The organism is Edwardsiella sp. EA181011 (assembly GCF_000800725.1).
GTDB lineage: Bacteria > Pseudomonadota > Gammaproteobacteria > Enterobacterales > Enterobacteriaceae > Edwardsiella > Edwardsiella anguillarum.
Window position 1 is genome coordinate 112,988 of the sequence record NZ_CP011364.1, and the last position, 19,357, is coordinate 132,344.

General features: G+C 62.2%; 16 protein-coding genes, 3 tRNA genes, 1 pseudogene and 1 riboswitch. Of the genes and pseudogenes, 11 read left to right on the forward strand and 9 right to left on the reverse strand.

Annotated elements, in window-relative coordinates; translation table 11 throughout:
- Positions 1–14: 14 nt before the first annotated feature.
- The 3 genes from QY76_RS00525 (at position 15) to QY76_RS00535 (ending at position 343) form a co-directional block, all read left to right on the forward strand.
- Positions 15–101: transfer RNA gene (locus QY76_RS00525), tRNA-Leu, on the forward strand.
- 35 nt (positions 102–136) lie between these two features.
- Positions 137–223 (forward strand) — tRNA-Leu (locus tag QY76_RS00530).
- A gap of 33 nt (positions 224–256) precedes the next feature.
- Positions 257–343, forward strand: a tRNA-Leu gene (locus tag QY76_RS00535).
- Between the two features lie 173 nt (positions 344–516).
- Here QY76_RS00535 and ygiD read toward each other — a convergent pair.
- A complete protein-coding gene (gene ygiD, locus QY76_RS00540; protein WP_034162815.1) occupies positions 517–1,302 on the reverse strand; it encodes a 4,5-DOPA dioxygenase extradiol in 786 nt (261 codons plus the stop codon).
- A gap of 218 nt (positions 1,303–1,520) precedes the next feature.
- Here ygiD and zupT point away from each other — a divergent pair, with 218 nt between their 5' ends.
- A complete protein-coding gene (zupT, locus tag QY76_RS00545; protein WP_034162817.1) occupies positions 1,521–2,288 on the forward strand; it encodes a zinc transporter ZupT in 768 nt (255 codons plus the stop codon).
- Between the two features lie 65 nt (positions 2,289–2,353).
- Here zupT and ribB read toward each other — a convergent pair whose 3' ends face one another.
- Positions 2,354–3,013, reverse strand: a complete 660-nt coding sequence (gene ribB, locus QY76_RS00550; protein WP_034162977.1) for a 3,4-dihydroxy-2-butanone-4-phosphate synthase — start codon at positions 3,011–3,013, stop codon at positions 2,354–2,356.
- Between the two features lie 113 nt (positions 3,014–3,126).
- Positions 3,127–3,283, reverse strand: a riboswitch (FMN riboswitch).
- A gap of 215 nt (positions 3,284–3,498) precedes the next feature.
- Between ribB and QY76_RS00555 the strand changes: the two genes are divergently transcribed.
- Positions 3,499–3,765: an accessory factor UbiK family protein gene (locus QY76_RS00555; protein ID WP_034162818.1), complete on the forward strand. Its 267-nt coding sequence runs from the start codon at positions 3,499–3,501 to the stop codon at positions 3,763–3,765.
- Positions 3,766–3,785: 20 nt separating this feature from the next.
- On the opposite strand, the pseudogene yjeH reads toward QY76_RS00555, so the two are convergent.
- Both yjeH and hldE read right to left on the reverse strand, forming a co-directional pair.
- A pseudogene (yjeH, locus tag QY76_RS00560) lies at positions 3,786–5,032 on the reverse strand (L-methionine/branched-chain amino acid transporter).
- Positions 5,033–5,063: 31 nt separating this feature from the next.
- The gene (gene hldE / locus QY76_RS00565) at positions 5,064–6,497 is read right to left on the reverse strand and encodes a bifunctional D-glycero-beta-D-manno-heptose-7-phosphate kinase/D-glycero-beta-D-manno-heptose 1-phosphate adenylyltransferase HldE (RefSeq protein WP_034162821.1); all 1,434 of its coding nucleotides are present in this window, start codon (positions 6,495–6,497) and stop codon (positions 5,064–5,066) included.
- A 106-nt stretch (positions 6,498–6,603) separates the two neighbouring features.
- On the opposite strand from hldE, the gene QY76_RS00570 reads away from it, so the two are divergent.
- Entirely contained in the window at positions 6,604–7,533 is a 930-nt protein-coding gene (locus tag QY76_RS00570; RefSeq protein ID WP_034162823.1) for a Kdo(2)-lipid IV(A) acyltransferase, read from the forward strand.
- 10 nt (positions 7,534–7,543) lie between these two features.
- On the opposite strand, the gene glnE is transcribed toward QY76_RS00570, so the two are convergent.
- Together glnE and QY76_RS00580 are read right to left on the reverse strand one after the other, a co-directional pair.
- A complete protein-coding gene (gene glnE / locus QY76_RS00575) occupies positions 7,544–10,381 on the reverse strand; it encodes a bifunctional [glutamate--ammonia ligase]-adenylyl-L-tyrosine phosphorylase/[glutamate--ammonia-ligase] adenylyltransferase (protein ID WP_045425332.1) in 2,838 nt (945 codons plus the stop codon).
- 79 nt (positions 10,382–10,460) lie between these two features.
- Positions 10,461–11,765, reverse strand: a complete 1,305-nt coding sequence (locus tag QY76_RS00580; protein ID WP_117026482.1) for an inorganic triphosphatase — start codon at positions 11,763–11,765, stop codon at positions 10,461–10,463.
- Positions 11,766–11,915: 150 nt separating this feature from the next.
- Between QY76_RS00580 and QY76_RS00585 the strand changes: the two genes are divergently transcribed.
- The 4 genes from QY76_RS00585 (at position 11,916) to QY76_RS00600 (ending at position 16,072) form a co-directional block, all read left to right on the forward strand.
- Positions 11,916–12,596, forward strand: coding sequence for a TIGR00153 family protein (locus QY76_RS00585; RefSeq protein WP_034162826.1), 681 nt, complete (start codon positions 11,916–11,918; stop codon positions 12,594–12,596).
- Positions 12,597–12,618: 22 nt separating this feature from the next.
- Positions 12,619–13,884: an inorganic phosphate transporter gene (locus QY76_RS00590; RefSeq protein WP_034162828.1), complete on the forward strand. Its 1,266-nt coding sequence runs from the start codon at positions 12,619–12,621 to the stop codon at positions 13,882–13,884.
- Between the two features lie 209 nt (positions 13,885–14,093).
- Positions 14,094–14,711: a TIGR04211 family SH3 domain-containing protein gene (locus QY76_RS00595; protein ID WP_034162829.1), complete on the forward strand. Its 618-nt coding sequence runs from the start codon at positions 14,094–14,096 to the stop codon at positions 14,709–14,711.
- Positions 14,712–14,827: 116 nt separating this feature from the next.
- Positions 14,828–16,072: a multifunctional CCA addition/repair protein gene (locus tag QY76_RS00600; RefSeq protein ID WP_045425341.1), complete on the forward strand. Its 1,245-nt coding sequence runs from the start codon at positions 14,828–14,830 to the stop codon at positions 16,070–16,072.
- Between the two features lie 36 nt (positions 16,073–16,108).
- On the opposite strand, the gene bacA is transcribed toward QY76_RS00600, so the two are convergent.
- Positions 16,109–16,927: an undecaprenyl-diphosphate phosphatase gene (bacA, locus tag QY76_RS00605; RefSeq protein WP_045425345.1), complete on the reverse strand. Its 819-nt coding sequence runs from the start codon at positions 16,925–16,927 to the stop codon at positions 16,109–16,111.
- A 48-nt stretch (positions 16,928–16,975) separates the two neighbouring features.
- Positions 16,976–17,341, reverse strand: a complete 366-nt coding sequence (folB, locus tag QY76_RS00610; protein WP_034162833.1) for a bifunctional dihydroneopterin aldolase/7,8-dihydroneopterin epimerase — start codon at positions 17,339–17,341, stop codon at positions 16,976–16,978.
- Positions 17,342–17,519: 178 nt separating this feature from the next.
- Here folB and plsY point away from each other — a divergent pair, with 178 nt between their 5' ends.
- Positions 17,520–18,185: a glycerol-3-phosphate 1-O-acyltransferase PlsY gene (plsY, locus tag QY76_RS00615; protein WP_045425348.1), complete on the forward strand. Its 666-nt coding sequence runs from the start codon at positions 17,520–17,522 to the stop codon at positions 18,183–18,185.
- Positions 18,186–18,206: 21 nt separating this feature from the next.
- Here the strand turns inward: plsY and tsaD are convergent, their stop codons facing one another.
- Positions 18,207–19,232: a tRNA (adenosine(37)-N6)-threonylcarbamoyltransferase complex transferase subunit TsaD gene (gene tsaD / locus QY76_RS00620; protein ID WP_045425352.1), complete on the reverse strand. Its 1,026-nt coding sequence runs from the start codon at positions 19,230–19,232 to the stop codon at positions 18,207–18,209.
- Positions 19,233–19,357 lie beyond the last annotated feature (125 nt).

The window sequence follows — 19,357 nt, forward strand, 5'->3', positions numbered from 1 at the left end:
TAACGCAGCGGTATGCGAAGGTGGCGGAATTGGTAGACGCGCTAGCTTCAGGTGTTAGTGTCTTAACGGACGTGAGGGTTCAAGTCCCTCTCTTCGCACCACATAACCACGATTGATTGCGCTTTGACGGCACCTTGCGAAGGTGGCGGAATTGGTAGACGCGCTAGCTTCAGGTGTTAGTGTCTTAACGGACGTGAGGGTTCAAGTCCCTCTCTTCGCACCAAAGCCGACGAGCGACAATCAGCAACACCCGTGTGCGAAGGTGGCGGAATTGGTAGACGCGCTAGCTTCAGGTGTTAGTGTCCTAACGGACGTGAGGGTTCAAGTCCCTCTCTTCGCACCACTCTTGCTTTTGTCCTGCATCTCTTCATTCTCTCTGTTTCCGCTTGATTCCCGCAGTTGACCTATCCCGCTATCGCTATCCAGACAGACGCTCAACGCCGTCGATATATCGCGCTCGTCGCTCATCGCCGATAACGCCGCGCCCGTATGCCTCATCCCGACCCAACGTGACGCTTAGCCTATCTGCAGCGACAGCATGCTCAGCGATCCCATGACGATCCCCTGCTCGAACACCCGCAGCGGCTCCGCGCCATCCCAGCAGCCCAGCACCGGCAGCAGCGGCAGGAAGTGCTCCGGCGTCGGATTAGCCAGCGCAGCATCCGGATCATCGGTAAACCGCAGCAATGCGGCATCCTCACCACGTTCACGCAGCCCCTGGCGGACAACGTCTTCAAAGCGCCTCGCCCAAGGATAAGGTTCGGCCTCCGCCTCCCAGCGCAGCGTACGCAGGTTATGCACCACGTTACCGCTGCCCAAGATCAGGACGTCGCGCTGCCGCAGCGGGGCGAGCGCCTGCCCCAATCGATAGTGGTACGCCGCTGGCTGGCGCGGATCGAGGCTGAGCTGTATCACCGGAATATCGGCCTGAGGATACAGGTGAACCAGCAGGCTCCACGCGCCATGGTCCAGTCCCCAGCCACCCTCATCCAGCGACAACGTATACTGCGGCGCCAATAAAGACTGCAGTTCCCGGGCCAATGCAGGACTACCTGGCGCCGGATAGCGCAGCGCAGAGAGCGCCGGCGGAAAGCCGCCAAAGTCATGCAGGGTACGCGGCTGCGCCATCGCCGTTGCCCATAGCCCCTGGGTACACCAGTGGGCCGAGATCGCTACCACGGCCTTTGGCCGCGGCAGTTCACGTCCCAGGCGCTGCCACAGGGCGCTGAACGGATTATCCTCGATGGCGTTCATCGGACTCCCGTGCGCTAAAAACAGCGCCGGCATCGTCGCCTCGCTCATAGTGTATTGCCTCGCCGTAATCGCCCGCCGCTCGCCGCGGCTGTCATAAAAAAACGGCTCCGCGCATGGAATACGCGCCAGCCTCCCGCCTGATAGTCAGAAGCATAGAATAGGCACAGACAATCGGTGGAATTGTATATAACACGCTCACATTTATTTACTTCTGCTCACACTTAATAAATAATGAAAATCATTATCATCAACTACGAGGCGTGTCCATGTCCATTCCCCTGCTTCTGACGCTGCTTGCCGGCGGAGCCACCGCCGTCGGGGCTCTGCTGGCCATCATCGGGCAAAAGCCCTCCAATCGCGTACTGGCCTTTTCGCTCGGCTTCGCCGCCGGGATCATGCTACTGATTTCGCTGATGGAGATGCTGCCCGCGGCGCTGAATACGCCGCAGATGCCGCCGCTGCTCGGCTACGCGATGTTTATTCTCGGTCTGGTCGGATACTTTCTACTGGATCGCCTGCTGCCCCACCAGCACGCCCACGATATGGTCGCACTGGGGAATCGAAAGCCGCGTAGCCTAAAACGCACCGCGCTGCTGCTTACGCTGGGTATCAGCCTGCACAATTTCCCCGAGGGTATCGCCACCTACGTCACCGCCAGCGCCGATCTGGAGCTGGGGATGGGCATCGCCCTGGCGGTAGCCATTCATAACATTCCAGAGGGGCTGGCCGTCGCGGGCCCCGTGTATGCCGCCAGCGGCTCGCGTCTGCGCGCGCTGTGGTGGGCCAGCCTGTCGGGCGTGGCGGAGATCCTCGGTGGGCTGCTGGCCTTTACCCTGCTGGGGCCAGCGGTGTCACCGGTCGGGATGGCTGCGATCATGGCGCTGGTCGCCGGGATCATGGTCGCGCTGTCGGTGGATGAGCTTATGCCGCTAGCGCGGGAGATCGATCCGCACAGCAATCCCAGCCGCGGGGTACTATGCGGCATGACCGTTATGGGACTGAGTCTGGCCCTGCTGCAGGCGACACCGCTATAAAAACGCAAGGGATAGCCGCTGGCTATCCCCTTTATATATACGTCCGAGCCGCTGAGACTGCCGAATTAGCAGGCCTGCTCCTGCGGCTCACGGGCCTGACGATAGGCCACCAGATCCTCAATGGTCACTACCGGCATCTCATGCTGTCGTGCAAAGGCCATCACCTGCGGAGCACGTGCCATCGTACCGTCATCATTGGTCAGCTCACACAGCACGCCGGCAGGGCGGAAACCCGCCAGCGAAACCAAATCGATGGTCGCCTCGGTATGACCCCGGCGCGCCAGTACGCCGCCGGGGCGAGCGCGCAGCGGGAAGACATGCCCGGGACGATGAAGATCGCTCGGCTTGGCACCGTCGGCGATGGCCGCGCGTACCGTGGTCAGGCGATCCTGCGCAGAGACCCCGGTGGTCACTCCTTCCGCCGCTTCAATCGTCACGGTGAAGGCGGTGCCATAGTGGCTGGTGTTATTGCTCACCATCATCGGCAGATCCAGCTGCTGACGACGCGCTTCGGTGATACACAGGCAGACAATACCGCTGCCGTGGCGGATGGTCAGCGCCATCTGCTCCACGGTCATCTTCTCGGCGGCAAAGATCATGTCGCCTTCATTTTCACGATTTTCATCATCCAGCACCATGACGCCACGGCCATCGCGCAGGGCGGACAAGGCGCGCTCTACGCGCTCCATCGGGGTACCGAAATCGGAAAGCAGAATCTGATTCATGGTAAAAACCTCATCAATAATCGTATGAATTACCAGAACCAGGGCAAATTTGAGGAGCGGCACACGCGGCGGCGCGGCCAAAATAACGCGAGCGGGTGAATCCCGGCAGATATCGTTACTCTCTCCCATCCGGACTGTAACCGTCGGCTCCGGAATTACACCAGATCTGCTGACCCCGCACGGTCGTACGAGCGCTCGCGGGCTTTCGGTGACGCCGAAGCGTACCAATTTACCGCCGGTAGGGACTTTCACCCCGCCCTGAGAATAAGCAGACCGACTATAGCGCCAAAGCCGGTAGCGGGCAATCATCATTGCCGATTATTGGCGTTCGCTCACAAACAGGGTCATCAAGGCTCGTTATCGCGCATTTTTTATTCTTATGCCGCGGCCTGGAGGGATAATTACGGCCCGCTCTGGCATCCGCCATGACACTACGGTAACGTATCTGCTACCGCATAACTGCTCTGAAGCCCAAGGAACGCTCCATGATTGATCCCAAGAAAATTGAACAGATTGCCCGCCAGGTGCATCAATCCATGCCAAAAGGACTGCGCGAGTTCGGTGATGATATGGAGAAGCGCGTGCGCCAAATCCTCCAACAACAGCTCAGCCGGCTGGACTTGGTCAACCGCGAGGATTTTGAGATCCAGACGCAGGTTCTGCTGCGCACCCGCGAAAAGCTGGCGCTGCTGGAGCAGCGCGTAGCCGCCCTGGAGGCGCGCCTGAGCAAGGCTGAGGACGGGCAGGCATAATCCCGCCCTCCCCGCGACGATCACCCGCCGTGCGAGGCCGCGCGGCGCGGCAGCAGGAGATACAATACCAGCAGCATCCCCAGCGCATATAGGCTCTTCCCCCCACCATCGCCAGCAGCAGCAGACACAGCACGCTGCCCGTTAGCGCCATCAGCCGGGCGTGGCCGCGCAGCAGACGGCATCCGGCCAGCATACATAGCAGATAGATCATGATGAATACGCCGTTGGCATACACGATCAGCGCGTCCAGCGACAGGCCGCTGAGGAAAATCAGCAGCGAGCACAGCAAACAGCACAGCATCACCGCCGTCAGCGCGTTGACCGGCGCCTGACGGGCGGAGAGCTGTGCCAGACGGCTTCGCGGTCGCCGCTGCGCCTGCGACCACACCAGCCGGGCGAAGCTCTGGATATAAACATTCAGGCTGGCAAAGCAGGCCAAATAACCGATGACGCAGGCTACCCACAGCGCATGGCGGCCAAACAGCTGCACCACAATCCCCGGCAGCGACGCCGCCGCCGCTCGTCCATCGCCGAAGGCGTGAAAGTGGAGCACCGCCACGCTGCAGGCCCAGTAGACGGCCCCGGCCAACAGCAGCCCCAGCAGCAACGCCCGCGGGAAATCACGCTGCGGATGACGAAACTCCGACGCCAGATGGGCAAAGGCCTCGAGACCGACAAAGCACCAAAACATCACCGCCAACGCCCCCGTCAGGGACGAGAGCGAAAGCTGCGACGGCGCAGGCCAAGGGATCTGCGTCGGTGAGATCCCGCCGCGCCACCAGACAGCGGCAATCAGCAGTACCACCAGCAGTGCGATCAGGGTTTGCAGGTTGGCGCTGGATCCCGCCCCCCGCGTCCCCAGCAGCCATACGGCCAGCAGCGTAATCAGCTCAACCGCCAGCAGGGGCGCGCCCTGCCAGCCGAACAGCGCCTGCCAGAAGCCGGCGGCGATCTGCAGCGACGCGGGCAGTCCCACCGGAATCACCGACAGAAAAAGCCAGCCGGTAACCCGCGCCATGTGCGGGCCAAAGGCCTTGCCGACAAAATGCGCGGCGCCGCCGGCGCTGGGGAAATGACGCCCCAGCGCGGCGAAGCCGATAGCGATGGGAAAAACCAGAACGATCAATAATGGCCAGGCCCACAGGCTATCGTCGCCTGCGACCTGAGCGGCCAGCGCCGGAACCGCAAAGACCCCGGTCCCCAGCAGGGAGGTGGACAGCATTCCCACCCCCTGCACCAGCCCTAACTCCTGTTTTAACGTAGCCACTGCCCTATCCTGCCAAGACGCGATAGGCGGCTCAGTCGTTCTGACCCTGACGGATGGTATTGATAATATTGGTGGTCGAGCAGCCATCCTCGAAGTTCAGGACTCGCACGTCACCACCAGCGGCGATCACCTCTTTCCCCCCGGCGATCTCTTCTGGCCTGTAGTCGCCCCCCTTGACCAGCAGGTCAGGCAGGATCTCCGCAATAATCCGCTGCGGCGTATCCTCCTCAAACGGGATCACCCAGTCGACCGACTCCAGTGCCGCCAGCACCAGCATACGCTGGGCCAATGGGTTGACCGGACGCTCCGGCCCCTTAAGGCGGCTGGTAGAGGCATCGCTGTTCACCGCCACGATCAGGCGATCGCCCAGCTTGCGGGCATTGGCCAGGTAGGAAACGTGGCCGGCGTGCAGAATATCGAAGACCCCGTTAGTCATCACCACCTTCTCGCCGCGCTGACGCGCCTGAAGAACCGCCGTTTTCAGCTCCTGCTGGCTCATCACGCCAAAGCCGGTATCGGCGCGACCACGAATGGCATTCTCCAGTTCGATGGGTGACACGGTCGAGGTCCCCAGCTTACCCACGACGACGCCGGCAGCGGCGTTGGCCAGGAAACAGGCCTCGTCCAGCGACGTTCCGGCGGCAATCGACGTCGCCAGCATCCCGATCACCGTATCGCCGGCGCCGGTTACGTCATAGACCTCCTGCGCCTGCGTCGGCATATGCAGCGGCGCAATGCCGCGCTGCAGCAGCGTCATTCCCTGCTCAGAGCGCGTCACCAGCAGCGCCGTCAGATCGAAGCGATCCATCAGCGCCAGGCCGCGATCCACGATATCCTGTTCGCTGTGACAACGCCCGACCACGGCTTCAAACTCAGACAGGTTTGGCGTCAGCAGGGTCGCGCCGCGGTAGCGCTCAAAGTCGGTTCCTTTGGGATCGATCAGCACTGGCACACCGGCATCGCGCGCCAGGCGGATCATCGCCTGCACCGACGCCAACGCCCCTTTGGCATAGTCAGAGAGGATCATCGCCCCCAGCTGCGGCAGCGCCTGGCGAATTCGCGCCAGGATCGGCTCGGGATCGACGCCACCGAACCCCTCTTCAAAGTCCAGGCGGATCAACTGCTGGTTACGCGATAGGACGCGCAGCTTGGTGATGGTTGGCTGGGTCGGTATCGCAACGAAGTCACACTCGACGTGCACCTCATCCAGGCGCGCGCTCAGCGCACGGGCGGCGTCATCGACGCCGGTCAGACCGACCAGGCGCGCGTTGGCGCCCAGGGAGGCAATGTTCATCGCCACGTTGGCCGCGCCGCCGGGACGCTCTTCGATAGTTTCCACTTTCACCACCGGCACCGGCGCCTCCGGTGAAATCCGGCTAGTCGGCCCATACCAGTAGCGATCCAGCATCACATCGCCCACCACCAGCACCTGGGCGCGGCGAAAATCAGGCAGGGTTACTTTCATCCCCAGACTCCTACATATCAAGATGGGCGCAATGTTATCACAATCGTCCTGATATCAATTACACTAGCAATCTAAATCTATTTTCGAGAATACATTAACGATAACCATGTCTGACAATCACGTTTATCCGCAGTTTCAGCGCCGCATGCTGCATCCCCGCTATTGGCTGACCTGGCTGGGCATCGGGCTCTTCTACCTGGTGATGCTGCTGCCCTATCCCTGGCTCTATCGCCTGGGCAAGATGCTGGGAAAAACGGCGATGCGCTTTATGAAAAAGCGCGTAGAGGTGACCCGGCGCAATCTGGCGCTCTGCTTCCCACAGATGCCGGTGGCGCAGCGCGAAGAGTGGGTCAGGCAGAACTTCGAGTCTGTCGGCATGGCGCTGATCGAGACCGGAATGGCCTGGTTCTGGCCCGACTGGCGCATCCATCGCTGGTGCCGGGTCGAAGGCGAGGAAAACATGCGGCAGGCCAAGCAGACAGGAAAAGGCATTTTATTGATTGGAATGCACTTTCTTACGCTGGAGCTGGGCGCGCGCATCTTCGGAATGCACAACCCGGGCGTCGGCGTCTACCGCCCTAACGATAACCCGGTTCTCGACTGGCTACAGACCTGGGGCCGGCTGCGCTCCAACAAATATATGCTCGATCGCCGCGACGTGAAGGGAATGATCCGAGCGCTGAAAGAGGGTGAAATCGTCTGGTACGCGCCGGATCATGACTACGGCCCGCGCAGCAGCGTATTCGTGCCGCTGTTTGCCGTAGAGCAGGCGGCGACCACCACTGGTACCTATATCCTGGCCCGCATGGGCAAACCGACGATCCTCCCCTTTATGCCGCTGCGCAACGCGGACGGCAGCGGCTATACCCTGCGTATTCAGCCGATGCTGCAGGACGTTCCGCTGGACGACCAAACTGCGACGGCGGCCTATATGAATCGGGTGGTGGAGCGTGAAATCATGCTGGCGCCGACCCAGTACATGTGGCTGCACCGCCGCTTCAAAACCTGCCCGCCGGGGGTCGCCTCCCGCTACTGAGGCCAGGCGCTCAGCGCGCCGTCCCCAGCCAGCGCTGCCAGCTCTCGCAGACCCGCGCCCGCTCATCAGCAAAGCGAGCGCTCTCCACCACCCCCGGCTGCGCCTGCAGCGCCAGATGGTGCAGCGCATTACGCAGCGTCACATAGGCATGGGTCAGCGCATCGGCCTCAGCCTGCGGCATCACCGCGTATTGCGCCATCATCTCAAAGATGCGTACATTGTCTGACCAGCGGATCAGACCCGGCTGTTCAGCGCCGTAGCGCAGCACCAGATACTGCGCGATAAATTCGATATCCACGATGCCACCGCGATCGGCCTTGATGTCAAACTGTGCCGCGTCACGGCTGCCCAGATGGGAGCGCATCTTTCCACGCATCTCGGCCACCTCGCGCCGCAGCATCGCCGCATCGCGCCCGCGGCACAGGATCTCGCGGCGAATGGCGTCAAACTGGCGATGCATCTGCGCGTCGCCGTAAACCGGACGCGCCCGCACCAGCGCCTGATGCTCCCAGGTCCAGGCCTCGCTGCGCTGATAGTCGCCGAAGGCGGTCAGGGTGCTGACCAGCATGCCGGCGGCGCCGGAGGGGCGCAGGCGAGCATCCACCTCGTACAGAATGCCGGAGGCGGTACGGGCGCTAAACAGGTGCATAATGCGCTGCGCCAGACGCAGGTAAAACTGGCGTCCATCGATACAGCGTGGCCCGTCGGTCATCACCTCTGCCGGACAGTCCAGCAGAAACACCAGATCCAGATCCGAGCCATAGCCCAGCTCCCAGCCCCCCAGCTTGCCGTAGCCGATCACCGCAAACCCGCGCTGCCCATGGTCAGTCAGATGCGTCGGCTGGCCGTAGCGCGCCACCATTTGCTCCCAGGCCTGCTGCACCACCGCATCGATCACCGCCTCGGCCAGATAGGTCAGGTGATCGCTCACCTTCATCACCGGCAGCGCGCCGGCGATATCGCTGGCGGCAATGCGCAACTGCTGCGCATGCTTAAACTGGCGTAGCGCCTCCAGGCGTTGCTCTTCATCATCCGGAATACGCAGCAGATACTGACGCAGCTCGTCGCGGTAGGACGCCTGATCCACCGGGCGATACAGCGTGACAGGATCGAGCAGCTCATCGAGCAGTAGCGGATAGCGGGCCAGCTGCTCGGCCAGCATCGGCGAGGCCGCACACAGACGGATCAGCTGATGCAGCGCCGCCGGAAACTCCATCAGCAGTTCCAGATAGGTCGTGCGGGTCACGATGTTGAGCAGCAGAGGCATCAGACGCTGCTGCAGCACCAGCGCGTCATCACGCACGCACACCTGCGCCAGCAGCGCTGGCATCAGCATCGCCAGCACCTCCCGCCCACGCGGACCGATAGTGCGTTTGTCCACGTCGCGGCGGAACGCCTCCAGCGTCTGCTGCAGCCGGAGGCGCTGCGCCGGATCCAGCTGCGGCATCAGTGCGGCCAGCTCGCTCTCGTCCAAACGCTCTTGCCACAGCGGCGCAAAGCGCAGCGCCGCGTCATCGCCGCCCTCCTCTTCATCCTGTTCATCATCGCCAATCAGCGCATTGAAGATCGCGCGTACCGCCGCCATATACGCCTGGAGCGCCCGGCGCAGCGCCGCCCAGTCCGTCAGCCCCATCCCATAGGCCAGGCGAGCCCGGTTGAGATCGTCCGACGGCAGCGTCTGCGTCTGCTGATCGTCAATCGCCTGCAGCAGATTCTCCAGACGGCGTAAAAAGAGATAGGCGTCGCGCAGCGCCGCCACCTGCGCCGACGTCAGCAGTCCCAGCTCGCCGATCGCCGCCAGCGCGGGCAGCAGCGCACGCTGCTGTAGGCTGCGCTCGCGTCCGCCGCGGATCAGCTGGAATACCTGGGTGATAAACTCGATCTCGCGGATCCCGCCCGCGCCGAGCTTGATATTCTCCTTCAGCCCGCGCCGGCGCACCTCTCGGGCTATCATGCCCTTCATATTGCGCAGCGACTGGATCACGCTGAAATCGATATAGCGGCGAAACACAAACGGACGCAGCAGACGGTACAGCGCTTGCCCATCGCGATCCTGCCCTTCGCCCAGCAGACGCGCCTTCACCATGGCGTAGCGCTCCCAGTCGCGCCCCTGCTCTTGGTAATAGTCCTCCAGCGCGGAGAAGCTCAGCACCAAAGGACCGCTGTCGCCGAAGGGACGCAGACGCATGTCGACCCGATAGACAAAGCCATCCTCCGTCGGCTGATCCAGCGCCTTAATCAGGCGCTGGCCGAGGCGGGTAAAAAATTGGGCATTATCCAGCTCGCGGCGGCCGCCGCGGGTGGCCCCGGACTGCGGATAGACAAAGATAAGATCGATATCCGAGGAGAAATTCAGCTCGCCGCCACCCAGTTTGCCCATCCCCAGGATCAGCAGCGGCTGGGCCTCACCGGCGGCGTTGCAGGGAACACCCCACTCCTGACAACAGCGGTGGTATAGCCAGTCGCGCGCGCCGATAACCAGCGTCTCCGCCAGCGCGCTCAGCTGGAGCAGGGTCTGCTGACAGTCGGTCTGGTCGCTGGCCTGCATCCAGGCAATCCGCGTCAGCATGTGGCGGCGAAACAGGCGCAGCGCCTGCATCAGCGTCGCCTCATCCTGCACCGGCGCCAGACACTCCGCCAGCCATCCGGCATACTGCTGCCACTCCTGCACCTGCGGCGGCATCTGCTGCAGCTGCTGCCACCATGCGGGGTGAGCGGCCAGACTGTCGGCGGCAAAGTCGCTCAGCGCCAACGCCGGCAGCGCCGCCGACGTCGCGCCCTGCAACCGCGCGGCCTGACGCGCTCCCTGACTGTACAGCAGCGCCGGCAGCGCCCGGGTCTCAGACATATTCACTCCCTGCAGAATGCGGCGGCGCCAAAGCCGCCTGGGTTAGACCGTCGCCCGCGCGCGGCGGGATATCACCGAATTAATGCGCGCCGTTGCGCCAAAAGGCCGGCTGATGCAACGCCTGTGCGCAGGCGGCCTCCGGTGTCGCCGCGGCGGAATGGGCAATGGCATGCGCCAGCGTCTGCCACGGCGCCAGGTAGTCGTCTACCGCCGCCTCGCCATACGCGCCGCCCAGCAGGCGTATCGCCAGAATCTGATGCTGCAGACGCGGCAGTTTGTCCTGATACTCCTGAGGATGGCGTACCTGGGCAAACAGCGCCTTCAGTTCAGCACCGCAGCGTCCCAGCATGATGTCGGCAAAGCGCTTGAACGAGCCGGACAGCTTGGCGCTTCCCGCTGCATCGAGATAGGATCGCCAGCCGGACTCGGCTAGCCAGCGAGTGAGTGCCCACTGGGTGGCCAGGGAGTCTCGGCCGTAGCACAGCGTCTGCGCCGCGCACGCCGGCTGCTGTATCTGCACCTCCAGCGCGCTCAGGCCGGCGCGCAGCGCCGCGCTGGCCTTACGCGGCACGATGCCGCCGAAGAGGGTCAGACTCTGCCGCAGCGCCGCCAGCGCCTCCTGGATCCCGCCCCGGGACTCCGCGTCTCCCCGCAGCCAGGCCTCTTCGTGGTATTGCCAGTGCGCCAGAATCTGCGCCAACGCGGCAGACATGCCCTGTTCGACGCTGGCGCGGGCCGCGGGCCGCAGCAGCGGGAACGCCCGCCGCCGCAGCGCGGCATTTCCCGCCGCCAGACGGTAGCCACGGGCGGCCTTACTCATGGCCCCCATCCGGATCCCATCCAGCGTCAGCAACTGTTCGGCAAAAGCGAGCAGATCGCCCCGTTCGCCCTGCAGCAGCTCCAGCTCGATTTCATGCAGCGCCTCACGCACCCCCTCGGCGCAAATATCGCCCCGATCAAGCGCCACTTCAATCTGGCTCTCACGGTACGTCACCACCCACCTCTCCCGCTGAAAGTCGGTCGAGAACAGCGGCTGCAGCGCCGTCTGCAGCGCATCGATATCGCAGTCATCCGGCCACACCTGCGCCGGAAAGCGGCGGAGATCCAGCTGCGGCGCATCCAGCGCAACGTTGTATTCCGGCCGCTGATGCAGGCCGCCGACGTCGCTACCGGCGGTTTTCAGGGTCATCTCATAGGCGCCTTCGCCGCCGCGGATCCGCAGTCCCATATCATGGCGGCGCAAAGTCTGGCACGCCGTCTCATAATAGATATTGCTCAGCGTCTGGGCGGGCGTATGCTGAAGAGGCCAACGGGCCAGGCTCGCGGGCAATGCGTGTACAGCGGAGGGGAGGGCGATGAATTTCAGTTCAATTTCCACGGTCATTTTTTCTGTCATATTAAGGTTTTACCGAGGTATTCAGCATTGCTCGGTAAAAAATGTAAAAACGGTGTCCAATGCAGGGCACATCAGTTACCATGCGCACCTTTCTGACGAACTATGCGCAGAAAACCATCAATTTAAGGTGCATGAGTGATGCCAGTAAATACTATTTTAGGCTTGTTTGCCAAGTCTCCGCTCAAACCGCTTCAAGAGCACGCCAGCCGCGTGCACGAATGCTGCAGCCTGCTGGTTCCCTTCTTTGCCGCCACCGCGCAGCAGCAGTGGGATCAGGCGCAGAAGATCCGTGAACAGATCTCCAATCTGGAAAAGCAGGCTGACACGCTGAAGCGCGAAATCCGACTGAAATTACCACGAGGTCTTTTTCTGCCGGTCGATCGCGGCGACATGCTGGAGCTGGTTACCCAACAGGATCGTCTGGCCAATCGCGCCAAGGACATCGCCGGGCGGGTCATCGGCCGCCGGTTGCAAATCCCCGCCGTCATGCAGGCTGACTTTGTAAGCTACCTACAGCGCTGCCTGGATGCGACCGCACTCTCCAGCAAGGTTATTCACGAGATGGATGAACTGCTGGAGACCGGCTTTCGCGGCCGCGAAGCCGATCTGGTCGAGCAGATGGTGATGGAGCTGGATCATATTGAGGATGATACCGACCATCAGCAGATCCTGTTACGCCAGACTCTGCTCTCCCTTGAGCACCAGCTCAACCCCGTCGACATCATGTTTCTCTATCAAATCATTGAGTGGGTCGGCGGCCTTGCCGATAAAGCGCTGCGCGTGGGTTCCCGACTGGAACTGATGCTGGCCCGTAGTTAATCACCACACCCGGACACAATAGATGGAAATCATTGCCAATCACGGCTCATTACTAATCATGGTGGCGGCCTTCTTTGGCCTGCTGATGGCTATCGGCATCGGCGCCAACGACGTCGCCAACGCGATGGGCACCTCCGTTGGCGCCCGCGCCGTCACCATCCGTCAGGCGATCGTCATCGCCATGATCTTCGAATTCGCCGGCGCCTATCTGGCCGGCGGTGAAGTCACCCAAACCATCCGCAGCGGCATCATCGATACCAATGCCTTCGCCGGTCATCCCCAGACGCTGGTCTTCGGGATGATGGCCTCGCTGCTGGCCGCCGGTATCTGGCTGATCGTCGCCTCGCTGATGGGCTGGCCTGTCTCCACCACTCACTCCATCATCGGCGCCATCATCGGCTTTGCCTGCGTATCCGTCGGCCCCGAAGCGGTCGAATGGGGCGGTGTAAAGGGGATCGTCGGCAGCTGGATCATCACACCGCTGATCTCCGGGGTGGTGGCCTATGGCATTTTCCTCAGCGCCCAGCGGCTGATTTTTAACACCGAAAACCCCTTCGCTAACGCCCGCCGCTTTGGCCCGGTGTATATGTTCCTGACCGCGCTGGTTATCTCGCTGGTCACCATCAAAAAAGGGTTAAAGCACGTCGGCCTGCACCTGACGGACGGCGAGACCTGGCTGATTTCGCTGCTGGTTTCCCTACTGGTCATGCTCGGCGGCTATCTGTACCTGTCGCGTAAATCCTTTACCGACGACGCAGACGAGCAGGATCACTTCCGCGGCGTTGAGCGGGTATTCAGCCTGCTGATGGTTATCACCGCCTGCGCCATGGCCTTCGCCCACGGCTCTAACGACGTCGCCAACGCCATTGGGCCGCTGTCTGCCATCGTCGCCATCGTGCGCGAGCCGAGCGTGCTGGCCGGCACCTCCCCCATCGTCTGGTGGATCCTGCCGCTGGGCGGTATCGGTATCGTCGTGGGTCTGGCGCTGATGGGACGTCGCGTCATGGAAACCGTGGGGACCGGCATTACCGATCTAACCCCGAGCCGCGGCTTTGCCGCCCAGTTCGCCACCGCCTCAACGGTAGTGATCGCCTCCGGTACCGGCCTGCCGATCTCCACCACCCAGACGCTGGTCGGCGCCGTGCTGGGCGTCGGCTTTGCCCGCGGTATTGCGGCGCTGAACCTTAACGTGGTACGTAACATTGTCGCGTCATGGATTGTGACCCTGCCCGCGGGAGCCGCGCTCTCCATTGCCCTGTTTTATCTGCTGCAGGCGATTTTCGGCTAATTATCTGCCCATCGCGCCAATAAGTAACAGTAAACCGGTCGCAGAGTCTCCCTCTGCGGTCGGTTTTTTGATAACCGCCACCGCGCCAGACGCCGGGGCTACGCGATAAATAGCTCGGACAGTTCTCATTTTAAGATTTTTCATTGCCTCACCCTATACTTCCCCTTACTATCAGCCCAATTCCCTCAACCAACGAACCGATTATCGCCATGCACCTATTCCGCCGGTTACTCCTGCCCCTGCTCAGCCTCTGTCTGGCCTTTCAGAGCCATGCCGAAGAACAGCGCTTTATTTCCGATGCGCTCAGTACCTACGTACACAGCGGGCCGGGTAACCAGTACCGCATCGTCGGCACGATCAACGCAGGCGATCCGGTCACGCTGCTGGGCATTAATCAACAGAGCCAGTTTGCCCAGATCCGCGATGCCAAAGGGCGCAGCGTCTGGCTTCCCCTCGATCAGCTCAGCAACCAGCCCAGTCTGCGCACGCGCGTACCGGCGCTGGAGGCTCAGCTCTCAGCCCTGACGGCCAAGCTCAGCCATATCGACGGCGAGTGGCAGCAGAAAACCGCGGAGATGCAGAACAAAGTTGCCGGCAGCGACGATGCGATCGCCCGCCTGCAGGCGGAGAATCAGCAGCTGCGTCAACAGCTAGGCAGCGCACAAAAAAGCCTCGGTGCCCTCAACTCGCAGCTGGATGACAAAAAGCGGGCCATTATCCTGCAGTGGTTCCTGTACGGCGGCGGCGTCGCCGGTGCCGGTCTGCTGCTGGGCCTGCTGTTACCGCGCCTGCTGCCCCGGCGCAGGAAAGAGCGCTGGATGAACTGATCCCCCACAACGCCGCCGCCCGCGGCGTTTTTTCTCTGGGGCGGCCGATTGCCGTCCATGGACGCTTGCGGTAACATAAGATTAACATTTAATCGGCTCTCTACCGAGGTAGGCACGTGAAGACATATCTGGTCGGTGGCGCCGTGCGCGACAAGTATCTACAGCTTCCCACTCAGGATCGCGACTGGGTCGTCGTCGGCGCAACGCCGCAGGCGCTGTTGGCGCAGGGCTACCAGCAGGTCGGTAAGGACTTCCCGGTATTTCTGCATCCGCGCAGCAAAGAGGAGTACGCCCTAGCGCGCACCGAACGCAAGGCGGGCCAGGGCTACACCGGCTTTAGCACCTATTTCGCTCCGGACGTTACCCTGGAGCAGGATCTGCTGCGGCGCGATCTGACCATCAATGCGATGGCGGAAGACGATGAGGGTCAGCTGATCGATCCCTACGGCGGCCTGCAGGATCTGCAGCAGCGTCAGCTGCGCCACGTCTCCGAGGCCTTTGTCGAAGATCCGCTGCGCGTGCTGCGCGTCGCCCGCTTTGCCGCCCGCTTCGCACCGCTGGGCTTTGAGGTCGCCGCACCGACTCTGGCGCTGATGCAGCGAATGAGCCAACGGGGCGAGCTGGCCCACCTGACGCCGGAGCGGGTCTGGCTAGAGACGGAGAAAGCGCTGTCCGGCCCCGCGCCGCAGGTTTATTTCCAGGTGCTGCGCGACTGCGACGCGCTGGCGGTGCTGTTCCCGGAGATCGATCGGCTGTTCGGGGTGCCGGCCCCCGCCAAGTGGCACCCGGAGATCGACACCGGCATCCATACCCTGCTTACCCTGGCCATGGCCAGCCATCTGAGCGACGACGTCGCCGTGCGCTTTGCCGCGCTGACCCACGATGTGGGCAAGGGACTGACTAATCCCAATTTCTGGCCCCACCATCACGGCCATGGGCCGGCAGGCGTGCGCCTGGTGCGGGAGATGTGCCTGCGCCTGCGCACGCCAAACCCGGTGCGCGATCTGGCGCTGCTGGTCGCCGAATATCACGATCTGATCCACACGGTGGAGCGCCTTCGCCCCGCGACGCTGCTCAAGCTGCTCGACACCATTGACGTCTGGCGCCGTCCCCAGCGTCTGCAGCAAATGATTCTGTGCAGCGAGGCCGACGCCCGCGGACGCACCGGTCTGGAGGCGCAACCCTACCCGCAGGCCGACTATCTGTGCGCCGCCTACCATCGGGTCGCCCAGGTTGCCGTTCGCGAGGTCATCGCCGACGGTTTTCAGGGGGCGGCTATCCGCGAAGAGCTACAGACGCGGCGCCTACAGGTGCTCAAAAGTTGGAAGGCCGCCCAGAAGGCGGCCTTAAACGCGGAATAGCGGGGAAAACGGCAGCGGGCGCATCCGCCCGCAAGATCAGCAGAAGACCAGATAAACCGCCGCCGCCACGATAAAGCGATAAATGGCGAAAGGCACAAAGGAGATCCGCTTTATCACGTTCAGGAAGGTCTTGATGGCGATCAGCGCCACCACAAACGCGGTAACAAATCCCACGCTGAACATCGGCAGATCGCCCAGCGACAGATAGGGCAAGCTTTTGTACAGCTCCAGCGCGCTGGCGCCCATCATCATCGGCACCGCCAGAAGAAAGGAGAACTCTGACGCTGCGTAGCGGCTCACGCCCATCAGCATGCCGCCAGAGATCGTCGCCCCTGAGCGGGAGAAGCCAGGCCACAGCGCCAGGCACTGAAAGCAGCCAATCATAAACGCCTGACGATAGGTGATGTCATCCAGCCCGACCGCCCACGCCTGCGCCGGCTTTAGCCATTCAGCGGCCAGCAGCAGCAGACCGCCCACCACCAGGGCATAGGCCACCGTCAACGGGGTAAACAGACTCTTGATAAAATCATGGAACAGCAGCCCCAGCACCACCGCCGGGATCATCGCCAGCACAATATGGCCCAGCGTCAGCTGCCCCTGACCGCGCCCTTCGCGCGCCACCGGGCGACCGAAGTGGATCCCGATCAGCCCAAACAGACGGCGCCAGAACATCACCACCACCGCCAGGATCGAGCCCAGTTGGATAATCACCTCAAACGTTTTCGCCTTATCCCCTTCAAAGCCCAGCCAGTGGCCAACAATAATCATATGGCCGGTGGAGGAGACCGGTAAAAACTCCGTCAATCCCTCGACGACGCCCAGAATAAACGCATTAAGCAGCGTATGCAGATCCATATACTCTCATTCTCTTCTTAGTACAGACGGCCAGTGGGCCGTAAAACGTTAGATGTCTGCCGTGCGGCAACCGCGTTCAATCACCACCCCGACGCTGTGCGCCTGGGCGACCGCGCCCGGCTTGCTCACCCGCAGGCGAACCCAGGGGCTGTTAAAGCGCGCCATCAATAGGGCGGCAACCTCTTCGGCCACCCGCTCGACCAGGGCAAAGCGATTCGGCTCTACGTGCTGTAGGATAGCCTCACTCACCTCGGCATAGCTCAGGCAGTGCGCCACGTCGTCGCTCTGTGCGGCGCGGCGGTTATCCCAGCCCAGCTCGACGTCAAATACCAGCCTCTGACGGATCGTCTGTTCCCACTCAAATACCCCGATAGTGGTGACGACGGTCAACCCTTCGATAAATACGATGTCCATCACGCGATTCTCGTTTTTTAGCCTGCTTCGGATACCACTTCTTGTAGAATGTGCGTATTATCCACAGATATCCGACGCTGTCGCGCACTAATCCATCCTGCGGCACGGGTGACCGGTCAGCGGGCGTACGGCGGCTCAACACCCTGATTTCTCTTTTACTCAAGACGGAGATGAATCCATGAGTGCGACTGCGTTAGGCATGATCATTTTCGCCTACCTGTGCGGCTCCATCTCCAGCGCCATTCTGGTTTGCAAAACGGCCGGACTCCCCGACCCAAGGGAAAATGGTTCTGGTAATCCCGGAGCAACCAACGTGCTGCGCATCGGCGGCCGCTTAGCCGCCGCCGTGCTGATCTTCGATGTGCTTAAGGGGATGATCCCGGTCTGGCTGGCCTATAAGCTAGAGGTGTCCCCCTTTTACCTCGGCCTGACGGCCATCGCGGCCTGCCTGGGCCATATTTACCCGGTATTCTTTCGCTTCCGCGGCGGTAAAGGCGTCGCGACCGCCTTTGGCGCCATCGCCCCCATCGGCTGGGATCTGACCGGGCTGATGATCGGCACCTGGCTGCTGACCGTGCTATTGAGCGGATACTCCTCGCTTGGCGCCATCGTCAGCGCGCTGATCGCCCCCTTCTACGTCTGGTGGTTTAAGCCGCAGTTTACCTTCCCGGTGGCCATGCTCTCCTGCCTGATTTTGGTGCGTCACCACGACAATATCCAGCGTCTGTGGCGTGGGAAAGAGGGAAAAATCTGGAAGAAAAAGGGCGCCAAAGACGCCCAGGATAGCGAGGGGCAGGCCACGCCTACGCCTCCCCGCGATGACGAACCGCCAACGCCGCGCTGAATACGCGAACGCCGCGGAGCGTTAACCGCCGACCGCCGCCGGCGGCAGCTCCGCCAGCGGCCAGCGCGGACGTACGCGAATAGACAGATCGGCATCGACGCCGCTCTTCAGACGCACCATGCCGGCATAGGCGATCATCGCGCCGTTATCGGTGCAGAACTCCGGACGGGCGTAGAACACCGCGCCACCGCGCTGCTGCATCATCTGCGCCAGACGCCCGCGCAGCGCACGGTTTGCGCTCACGCCGCCGGCCATCACCAGGCGCTGAAACCCGGTCTGATCCAGCGCACGGCGGCACTTGATCGCCAGCGTATCTACCACCGCATCTTCAAAGGCACGCGCAATATCGGCGCGGGTTTGCGCGTCATCGCCGTTGGCGTGAATCGTATTGGCGGCAAAGGTCTTCAGACCGGAGAAGCTGAGGTCCAGCCCCGGGCGATCGGTCATCGGACGCGGAAACACGAAGCGCCCCGGCACGCCCTGCTGCGCCATCCTGGAGAGAACCGGCCCACCGGGATAGTCTAGCCCCAGCAGCTTAGCCGTCTTGTCAAAGGCCTCCCCTGCGGCGTCGTCAATCGACTCGCCCAGCAGGCGATACTCGCCGATGCCGGTGACGCTGATAAGCTGGGTATGGCCGCCGGAGACCAGCAGCGCGACAAACGGAAACGCCGGAGGATTCTCCTCCAGCATCGGCGCCAGCAGATGCCCCTCCATGTGGTGTACCGGCACCGCCGGCACGCCCCAGGCAAACGCCAGCGACCGACCGACTGTCGCCCCGACCAGCAGCGCCCCGACCAGCCCCGGACCGGCGGTATAGGCCACGCCATCCAAATCCGCCGGGGTCAGATCCGCCTCACGCAGCGCCGCCTGAATCAGCGGCACGGTCTTCCGCACATGGTCACGCGACGCTAACTCCGGAACCACGCCGCCATAGTCAGCATGCAGCTTAATCTGGCTATACAGCTGATTGGCCAGGATCCCTTTTTCATCGTCGTAAATGGCGATACCGGTTTCATCACAGGAGGTTTCGATCCCAAGAATACGCATGGCGGCTCCAACAACACGTTCAGTACAACTCAAAGTGGCGCATAATAGCACAATTCTGCTATACTACTTCGCTTTCTTACTGCGGCCCATCGCCGTTGAAGGATGAGACAGCGCTTTACAAGCGG